The following is a 9,419-nucleotide window of genomic DNA, read 5'->3' on the forward strand; positions in this document are numbered from 1 at the left end:
GCCGCTCTCACCTGCTACAAGAAGCTGACGAAACTCGCCACATGAGACAACCTCTTAGGTCTGCCGACGTGGTCGGACAAGCTGCTTCAAGAGGTGATACGCCTGTTGCTTGAGGCGTATTACGAGCCGCAGTTCTCCGAGCACTCCCACGGGTTCCGGCCCCGGCCGGGGCTGTCACACCGCCCTGCAATCGATCTACCCTGGCTGGCGGGGCAGCACATGGTTTGTCGAGGGAGATATCAAAGCCTGCTTCGACAGTTTGGATCATGAGGTTCTGCTGTCGATTCTGGCGGAGAAGATCCATGACAACCGCTTCTTGCCGTTGGTCGGCGGACTGCTCCGGGCCGGGTATCTGGAACAGTGGCGCTATCACGCGACGTTGAGCGGTGCGCCGCAAGGCGGAGTGATCTCGCCGATTCTCTCCAATGTCTACCTGGACCGGCTGGACAAGTACATCGAGACGAACCTGCTGCCCGCCCACAATCGGGGAGTCCGGCGCACACCGTATCGTCCGTACATGCTGCTGGGGCAGCGCGCTTTTCGCCTGGAGCGACGAGGGGAGTTGGAGGCCGGTCGGGCTCTGCGCAAGCAGATGAAGACCATGCCTTCCCGTGACCCTGACGATCCCGGCTATCGGCGTCTGCATTACTGCCGTTACGCGGACGATTGGCTGCTCGGCTTCACCGGTCCGAAGCGGGAAGCCGAGGAGATCAAGGCCAGCATCGGCCGGTTCCCGCATGACGAGCTCAAGCTGGAACTGTCCGAGGAAAGGACCCTGATCACGCACGGGCGGACGAGTGCCGCCCGGTTCCTCGGCTACGAGATCGTGGTCTTGGGCAACGACACCAAGCACGACCAGCGCGGGTCACCGCAGCATCAATGCGCAGATCGGGCTGGAAAGTGCCTGCTGACGTCATCCGCGCCAAGTGCCGCCCCTACCTGCACCATGGCCGACCGATCCGACGGACCGAACGCACGGTCAACAGCGACTTCTCCATCGTCGCCCAGTACAGGCCGAGTTCCGCGGGATCGCTGGCTACTACCAACTCGCTTTCAACGTTTACCGTTTGGGACGGATGAAGTACGTGATGCAACGCTCCCTGGTCAAGACGCTCGCGCGGAAGTGCCGCGCCCGCGTCTCCAGGATTTACCAGCGTTACCGGACCGTACTGAAGACTGACCAGGGTCCCCGCCGGGGACTCCAGGTCACCGTCGAACGCGGAGAAGGGCGAAAGCTGTTGGCGGCGCAGTGGGGCGGAGTTCCACTGCGGCACAAGACCAGGATCGGCAGCCTCGACGACCACCCGACACCGGTGTGGAACAGCGCGCGCAACGAAGTAGTCAGGCGCCTGCTCGCCGACACCTGCGAGATGTGCGGGTCGCATGACGGTGTCGAAGTGCACCACGTCCGGCACCTGAAAGACCTGAACGTCCGGGGGCGGGCCGCCAAGCCCGCCTGGGCCCAGATGATGGCAGCGCGCCGTCGAAAGACCCTGGTCGTCTGTCGCGTCTGCCACGAGGACATTCACTACGGTGCGAGCTACTCGCGGCAGAAATCATGAGAAGAAAAGGCACTGGAGAGCCCACTGCTGGGAAATCTAGCACGGGTGGGTTCGGTGGGGGGCGCTGGAGAAGGGCCTGGTCACAGGCACCTCGCTGGCGGCCTACCCAACATCAAGTCCGGTTCGGCGGGAGGCCGCGAGGAAATGGACCCGGCAGCGGGCACCTCGCCACGCGGCCGACCCAACCGCCTGGCTCCACGACTTCCGCCGCCTGCGCATCCGGGTGATGAAGACCTCGTCTATGTACCGCTCGTCGCCCGGGCGGAACGCGCCCCCTGCATGCAGCCATGCGCCTGTTGTGCGCACCTATTCGCTAGATATGGGTTCGATTCTAATGGATGTGCACCCGCAACATGCTGGAGCCTTGTGTGCCGCGCTCGGTCACTACACCTCCGGTCCCGCGGGGCGGCTTCGTGGAGAGGCGGCATTTGGCCATGACTGTGCTACCCGGCTCGACGCTGAATGCTCTGATTCTGGTCCGCTTCCGTGAACGGCCCAGGGGCATGATGTGCATCATCTGTCCACTGACCCGGGACGGGGCGCGGTGGTGAGGATGCCGCGAGTGGCGGCGGCCGTATCCGTATCGGATGGTCCGGGAGCTCCGTGGCGCCCACCGAGGTACTGGCCGTGGCGGAGGAGATCCGTGCCTTCCTGGTGGAGAAGGGGTGTCCGGGGCGGTCACCTGGGCCCGGATCTGGGGGTGGTGGAGCAGACGCTCGAGCGGCACCGGGTTTTTGATTCCCCGCAGGATGCTATCGTCTTCGACACTGGGCACCAGGCCTACGTCCACAAGCTTCTTACCGGCCGGGCGGCAGGTTTTGACCGGCTGCGGCAGGAGGCCAGCCTGTCCGGGTATCCCTCCCGCGCCGAGTTGGTGCACGACTGGGTGGAGAACCCCCATGCTTCCACCAGCCTGTCGTATGCGGACGGGCTAGCCAAGGCCCGCCAACTGGCCGGTAAGCAGGACCGGTTTGTGGTCGCGGTCATCGGGGACGGGGCGTCGACTGGCGGCATGGCCCGGGAGGCGCTGAATAACCTCAGTGACACTGGTAGCAGTGTACGCGATCGTCGACTCCGCAAGTTTCGCAATGACCTGAGGGCTGGACACCTTCGCCCATGACACGCGCATCATCCAGACGTTCAACGGCTATCTGGCGGACGGCGCTTACTACCAGAACTTCAACTCCCCGCCCTTTGGCGGCCTGAGCCTGGCGTTGGAGAAAGCCTGGTCACTTATTTGGATCTTTGGGTTCGGGTCTCTCCGGATGGCCTCTGCATGGGCCTTCCCGAAACTGCGCCACCGGGGATTCCGTCTATTGATGGTCGCTTCGTGATGTACCTGATGTTCTGGATACACTACATGATCACGATCGCGCTCGACTTTCCCCACCGGTCGGGTGCGGGCCTGTTCGGAGTGCTCGGCTGATGGGCCATCAACGGCGGCTGGACCATCCTAGCAGTCACCATCCTCTCGTGGATGTATCTGCTGGACTAACGGCACTGGAACAGGTGAGGCACATGCCACCGGTGGCACCCCTAACGTGTCCGAAATTCCAGAGTTTGCTGCACCTAAACCACTCGCACCCGGACGACGCCCAGACCATCATCGTCGCCGAAGAGCACCACACTTCACGCCACCACGCGAACCTGCACCGGCACCGCAGTCAGAATCCACCACGCCCCACCCCACCAGCACCAGCTGGCCACAATGTCAGCCCCCCTACCGTGGCCTGCCCGGCCGTAGCGGCGGCACTCTTCCCTTCCAGAATGGAGAATGACATGCGGGTACGCCCCTACCAATCCCCGTATGCTGCACAGGCTGCCGATGTGGCCTTCCCCCCGCCTCTCTCCTATCCACTAGGATGGTTTCACGCGGGGTTCTCTCGCGAATGGGCACCAGGAACCGTCCTTACACGACGCTTCATGGGAGCCGATGTGGTGGTGTACCGGACCCGGGCTGGCGCACTGCGCGCCACCCGGCCCTATTGCCCCCACCTGGGGGCCCACCTGGGGGCCGGCGGAACCGTCGACGGCGAGTACCTGGTCTGTCCTTTTCACCGGTTCGCCTTCGCACCAGACGGCTCCTGCGCCCGCACCCCCTACGGACGCCCCCCCAAAGCCACGCTCAGCCTGCTGGCCGTGCGCGAGACGTACGGCATCGTCTGGATCTGGCACTCCCCTGACGGCACTCCCCCTACCTGGGAACTCCCCGAGCTCCCTCCCGTCGCCTACGCTCGCACGTTCCACACCGTCGAGCAGGCTGGCCATCCGCAGGACATGGCGGAGAACGCCATTGACTACGGACATGCCACCGAGCTTCACGGCTTTGACTTCGCCGAAGAACGATCAGAGCCCAAAAGCAACGGGCCCCTGTACACACTGGAAGTACGCTTTGGCCGCCGTCTCCCGCTGCTGCCACCGTCGCAGGATGCGAGCTTGCAGCTACTAGGCCTGGGAGCAATCTGCGGCCTGATCAACATCCCCCGCTACGGGGTCCAAGCCTGCCAGTGGATGCTCGCAACACCCACTGGACCGTGGCGCATGCGCTACGGGCTGGCGGCCAACGTGACCGTTCCCCCTGCCTCGGGCCTTCCCACGCCATTGCGTCGGCTCATCGAGCACACGCTCAGCTATGGCATGAACCGCTGGACCCGGCGGGACGCGCGGGCTGACCAGTTCGTCTTCCAGCACAAGGCGTACCTGCCACATCCGAAGCTCAACGACGGTGACGGGCCCATCGGTGCCTATCGGCACTGGGCCCACCAGTTCTACCCCGCGCCGCATCCCGATACCACCAGCTGACAGCGGCCCACCCTGCACCGCCGCAGGGAGTGTGAGGCGCCTCGCGTTTCCGGACAGTAGGCGACCGTGTCAACGGGCACGTCCAGGAAGCGGGCCAGGGCCAGGCGGTAGCGGGCGGTGTCGGTGTTCGAGCCGATGCCGTACACCCGCTGGCAGCCGGAGACTTCGGTGAACAGCCTGGTCATCACGTCGACCGGGTTGGTCACCACGATTACGGCCCCCGCGTACCCGGCCAGGGCGCGGGCCAGTTGCGCGAGGACGGGCGCGTTGGCGGTGAGCCCGGCCATGCGCACGTCGGAGGTGGCGGTGTTGGTGAACCGCGCGCGGGGGCAGACGACGACAGCCGCGCAGTTGGCCATGCCGTCGGGCGTCGAGGCGCCGACCCCACCGGGTGAGCCGAGGACCTGCTGCATGTCCTCCAGATCAGCGACCAGCGCGGCCGCGGAGCGCGCGCTGCCGGACGCGACGCGTACCTCCTGGCACCATGCTCCTGCCATCAGGCAGGCCGCCACGGTCTGCCCGACGGCTCCGGCGCCGATCACCCCGATGGGTCCGGCTGGGGGTGTCACGAGGTGGCTGCCTTCGCGGCTTCGGCCAGGATGAGCGGCCACACGATGGCCGTCGCCTGGTCCTCCGTCTCCAGGAGCATGCTCGCCGTGTCGAGGAAGCGGCACACCGCCGTGGCCTGCTTGGCGACGTCGGCCTGCGGCAGCATGGGCAGCATGACGGGACAGGTGAGGTAGGTGGACAGGATGTTGACGGAATCCATGAGCCACAGCACGGCCAGCTCCCGCAACCACGCGGCCCGTTCCGCCTTCGACAGGTGCCAGGTGCGGTGTTCGACGACCGCGCCCAGCCCGGCCATGATGGTGCTCAGGTCCGCGGCGGGCGGCGGGGAGGCGATCAGCCGCAGCACGGTGCGGGAGACGAGCTTTGCGGTGTCCGTCTGTTCCCTGCCCCGGGCGATGCCCGGATCGAGGAAGGCCAAGGAGCCGTCCAGGCTGTTGGGGATCACGACGTGCTCGGGTTTGAGATCGCCGTAGACCAGGGGCTGCGGCCCCGGCGTCGTGGCGTACCTGATCTTGCGTAGTCGGGTGATCACCTGAAGGAGGACAGCCGAGTAGTCCCCGGCCTGCTCCACGTAGGTGCGTCCGCTGATGCCGTTGAACTTGCGGCCGAAGATGTCGGGTATGCGGCGTTCGGTCATCTGTACGCGGTCGGCCCGAGCGGTGATCTGTTGGAGTCCGTCGCTCAGTTCGCGCAGTGCGCGCGAGTACAGCTCGGCGGTGCGGTGCGGCTCCTTCAGGATCAGCTCGCCGAGGGTGATCCCCTCCAACGGCCGGGTGAAGAGGACCCCGTCTGCGTACCCGTCGACGAGCGGTACGTGGACGGCGGCCACGGCCAGGAGGCGCAACTGGGCGGCTTCCCGCTCCAGGAGGGAGCCGGGCGAGCTGGTGTAGGCGGCCTGCGCGGCCTTCAAGGCCTCCCAGGTGCCGCACGTTCCGCGTACCACGGAGACCAGGGACATCCCCAGGAAGGAGTACTTCGCGTACAGGGCCCGGCCGTCGACTTCGAGGGTGTGGACGTACCCGGTCACGCTCGGGGTGTGGGCGCCAAGACGGATCTCGTCGGCGGTTGGCACAACTTTCGGGCCGCGTCAAGGATCTTCCCGTCGGCGTACGAGAACAGCTCGGCAACGGTATACGCCTTCACGGCGCCTCCTCGTTCGGGGGGGGGGTGAGCACGTCGCGGTCGTGCCCGGGGGCGCGGTGCTGCCCGCTCACGGCCTGCCCCAGCGGGCGTCGTGGTCGGCGAGCAGACGGCCGCTGTGCGCGTACAAGCGCTCCAATTCAGCCGAGACGAGGAGCAGGGTGGTCTCGGCGGTGGAGCCATCCTCGAAGTGGACCAGCACCGGGATGGTGGCACGGTCGGTGCTTCGGTCGTAAGCCGGTTCCGGCGTCTCCGCGAGCGTGGTGTGGGTGAGCTGGGCCGACCCCGGCGTCGGGGCCGTCGCCTTCGCCTCTTCGTGTGGCGGCCGGGCCGCCTCATCGGTGACCAGGCTCCGGTCGTCCGGGGTGTCCGAGCGCGGGGCCAGGTCATCCAGGCGGGCGGGCCAGCCATCTCCGCCGCCTTCAGGGCGGAGCTGATAGACCTTCGTGTTGGTGTCTTCCGGGAGGGCCACCACGACGCCGGGCTTCTTCTTCACCGTGTCCGTGACGAGTTCACCGCGTCGGGGGTGCCATCCGGCCACCGCGTCGGCTAACGCCCGGCGCCCGTCGGCCTGTTGGGAGGTGCGTCGCCGTTCCGTCATGTGACGGACGGTAGGGGAGCCATCACCCCGCAATATGAATCAGGGGAATAGCTCCTGGTCATCCAGGTGGAATCGGCTCGACATCCCCCTCAGCTTCTCCCGCGTGAAGGCCCGTTCGGCATACACGAGCTGCCGCAGCGTCGCGCGGGCGATGGGGTGGTTGCGCACCAGCTGAGGGGCGATGCGTTCGGCCTTGGACAACTCGGTCAGAGCCAGGTGGCGGTTGCCGTTCCAGAACAGGGCGCGGGCGAGGTCCATGTGATGGTTGCCGCGACGGGAGTTCGGCAGCGCGTCGATCTGCCGCTGGTCGGCCCTGTCGTTCAGCTCCAGTGCCCGTACATGGTCACCGGCTTCCAGGGCCACGCTGATGCCGTGGATCGTGACGTTGCCGGAGGAGAACGTCACGGACTGGCGGTCGAAGACGGGCGCGCCGTCGTAGGCGTCGATCCGGTCGGCCGTCTGTCGGGCCTGCCCGATCCGGGCCGTGGACTGGTCCGCGTCTCCGCCCCGGGCGGCGGAGACGGCCGCGCGGAGCTGGAGGATGCCCCACATGCGCAGCGCGAGCTGATCGCCCGCGTCCGCGAACTGCTCCACCGAGGCCAGAGCGCGGTCGGCGAGCGTCATGGCATCGCCCCAGTCGGCCGTGGCCCACATGTCCCAGATCCGCATGTAGTCGGCGACGGCGGGCATGAGCGGGTCGCCGGACAGGCGGGCCGACCAGGCGGCACGCTCGCACGTCATCGCGATGAGTTCGGGGTGCCCAAGGGCGTGCGCGGCGGTGTGCGTGGCCTTGCAGCACACCGTGTACAGGGCGAACGCCTCCTCCCGCTCCCGTCCCTCGGAAACTTCCGCCAGGGCGCGGATCTCGCGCAGCAGGTCGGGCATCTCGCGCATGATCGCGGTGTTCGCCGCCGCGTCGCGCAGCCGGTGCACGCGTCGCAGGTCATCCCACAGCTCACCAGAAGGGCGAGGGGCGCCGTCGAACGTGGGGGTGAGGTCGTAGCGACGCAGCTCGCGAAGGATCGCGGAGGCGGACACCTGCCACTGGTTCTCGGTCACCTCGCCCACGTACGGGCGGCCGATCAGCTCATTGGGGTGGCAGTGCAGGACAGCCGCGATCTGATTGATCAAGGCGGCACGGTCCAGCTCGATGCGCCCGCCTTCCGCCTTCGACACCCACCCCTGCGTGCGGCCCAAGGCGTGGGCCACGTCGGCCTGCGTCAACCCAAGGGCCAGGCGGCGACGCTTGATCCGCCGGCCGATGGCCTCCTGCTCCTCCAGCTCGTACGGCATCCCTCGCAACCGCCCCTCATCTCCCGACAAATGTTCCCTTAAGGACGGTACTCACACTGCGTGCAGTGCGACATATGAACGGGTCGGCCCTGGAGTCCTGGTACGAAAATTCATCTGAGGCAAACGCCTGGCCCGCGCGTCACGCGGCGACGGGCTGCAGGCTGACCTGGTAGCCGAGTTGATTGAGCTGGCTGACCAGTCGCCGGGTGGCGCGAGCTTTGCCGGTGCGTTGGAGGAAGTACTCGCCGCCGAGGTCGGCGTATTCGGCGTCGTGGGTGAGCATGTGCCAGATGGCGATCAGGATGGAGTGCTCGATGGCGACCAGGGCCCGGCGTTTGCCGCGGCGGGCGACCAGTCGTCGGTAGCGGGCGGCGAGGTAGGTGCTCTTGGTGCGGGAGGCGGCCATCGCTGCCTGTCCGAGGGCGGCCTTGAGCCACGGATCTCCGTGTCGGGTCCGGCCGGTGGGCTGTTTGCCGGCGGACTCGTGGTTGCCGGGGCAGACCCCGGCCCAGGAGGCCAGGTGTTCGGCGGAGGCGAAGCGGCTCATGTCCATGCCGATCTCGGCGAGTATCACTTCGGCCGCCCGGGTGCCGACGCCGGGAACGGTGGCCAGCAGCTCGAGCAGGTGTCGGTGCGGGGCGAGCACAGTGTCGATGTGCTCGCTGAGCCGGTTCACCATCGCGGTAGCGGCGTCGATCCGGTCCAGCATCGCCCGGGCCAGGAAGCCGTGGTGGTCGGTGAAGTGGCCGGTCAGTGCCTCCACCAGGACCGGGATCTTCTCCCGCATGCGCCGCCGGGCGATCTCGGCCAGCACCTGCGGGTCGCGTTCCCCGCTGATGAGGGCCTCCAGCATGGCCCGCCCGGAGACACCGAAGATGTCGGAGACCACGCTGGAAAGTTTGATGCCCGCGTCCTCCAGGAGCTTCTCCAGCCGCTGGGCATCGCGGGTCCGGTCCCGGGCCACTTCGGTCCGGTACCGGGTGAGGTCGCGCAGCTGCCGGATCGGCTCCGGCGGCACGAACGAGGTGCGGACCAGGCCGTGTTCGACGAGCCGGGCGATCCACTAGGCGTCCTTCACGTCGGTCTTGCGGCCCGGGACGGCCTTCATGTGCCGAGCGTTCAGCAGCCAGCACTCCATATCGTCCTCGAGCAGGTAGAAGACCGGCTTCCAGTAGATGCCGGTCGCCTCCATACCGACCAGGGTGATGCCCTCGGCCAGCAGCCACTCCCGCATGGCCAGCAGGTCCCTGGTCATGGAGGAGAAGACCCGGACCTCTTCGCGCCGCCGCCTTCCCGTTCCCGGCACCCGGATGCAGACCTTCACGTCGGCCTTGCTGATGTCGATGCCGGCGCAGCGTTCGTAGACCACGTCCATGCCCAACCCCCTCGGTCGCCTTGGCGGTCACGCGGCCGCCCGGGGAGAGCGGGCAGGCAGAAGATCCTGGTACGCG

General features: G+C 67.1%; 6 protein-coding genes and 3 pseudogenes. 4 read left to right on the forward strand and 5 right to left on the reverse strand.

Annotated features, from left to right (window positions below):
* Window positions 1–109: 109 nt before the first annotated feature.
* The 4 genes and pseudogenes from ACFWZ5_RS42625 to ACFWZ5_RS42640 form a co-directional block, all read left to right on the forward strand.
* A pseudogene (locus ACFWZ5_RS42625) lies at window positions 110–814 on the forward strand (reverse transcriptase/maturase family protein); the annotation flags it as partial.
* Between the two features lie 424 nt (window positions 815–1,238).
* The gene (locus tag ACFWZ5_RS42630; protein WP_384892473.1) at window positions 1,239–1,562 is read left to right on the forward strand and encodes a hypothetical protein; all 324 of its coding nucleotides are present in this window, start codon (window positions 1,239–1,241) and stop codon (window positions 1,560–1,562) included.
* Between the two features lie 576 nt (window positions 1,563–2,138).
* Window positions 2,139–2,604 (forward strand): annotated as a pseudogene (locus ACFWZ5_RS42635) (1-deoxy-D-xylulose-5-phosphate synthase N-terminal domain-containing protein); the annotation flags it as partial.
* 737 nt (window positions 2,605–3,341) lie between these two features.
* Window positions 3,342–4,364, forward strand: coding sequence for a Rieske 2Fe-2S domain-containing protein (locus tag ACFWZ5_RS42640; RefSeq protein WP_384892476.1), 1,023 nt, complete (start codon window positions 3,342–3,344; stop codon window positions 4,362–4,364).
* On the opposite strand, the gene ACFWZ5_RS42645 is transcribed toward ACFWZ5_RS42640, so the two are convergent.
* The 5 genes and pseudogenes from ACFWZ5_RS42645 to ACFWZ5_RS42665 form a co-directional block, all read right to left on the reverse strand.
* Window positions 4,331–4,933 (reverse strand): hypothetical protein, encoded by a 603-nt coding sequence (locus tag ACFWZ5_RS42645; RefSeq protein ID WP_384892462.1) that lies wholly within the window; start codon window positions 4,931–4,933, stop codon window positions 4,331–4,333. The genes ACFWZ5_RS42640 and ACFWZ5_RS42645 overlap by 34 nt on opposite strands.
* On the reverse strand, window positions 4,930–5,961 hold the full coding sequence (locus tag ACFWZ5_RS42650) for a hypothetical protein (RefSeq protein ID WP_384892465.1): 1,032 nt from the start codon (window positions 5,959–5,961) through the stop codon (window positions 4,930–4,932). The genes ACFWZ5_RS42645 and ACFWZ5_RS42650 overlap by 4 nt, the downstream gene beginning before the upstream one ends.
* Before the next feature lie 183 nt (window positions 5,962–6,144).
* A complete protein-coding gene (locus tag ACFWZ5_RS42655) occupies window positions 6,145–6,675 on the reverse strand; it encodes a hypothetical protein (RefSeq protein WP_384892468.1) in 531 nt (176 codons plus the stop codon).
* 39 nt (window positions 6,676–6,714) lie between these two features.
* On the reverse strand, window positions 6,715–7,968 hold the full coding sequence (locus ACFWZ5_RS42660) for a helix-turn-helix domain-containing protein (RefSeq protein WP_384892471.1): 1,254 nt from the start codon (window positions 7,966–7,968) through the stop codon (window positions 6,715–6,717).
* A gap of 139 nt (window positions 7,969–8,107) precedes the next feature.
* Window positions 8,108–9,343 (reverse strand): annotated as a pseudogene (locus ACFWZ5_RS42665) (IS110 family transposase).
* Window positions 9,344–9,419: the final 76 nt, after the last annotated feature.

The organism is Streptomyces sp. NPDC059003 (genome assembly GCF_042740445.1).
GTDB lineage: Bacteria > Actinomycetota > Actinomycetes > Streptomycetales > Streptomycetaceae > Streptomyces.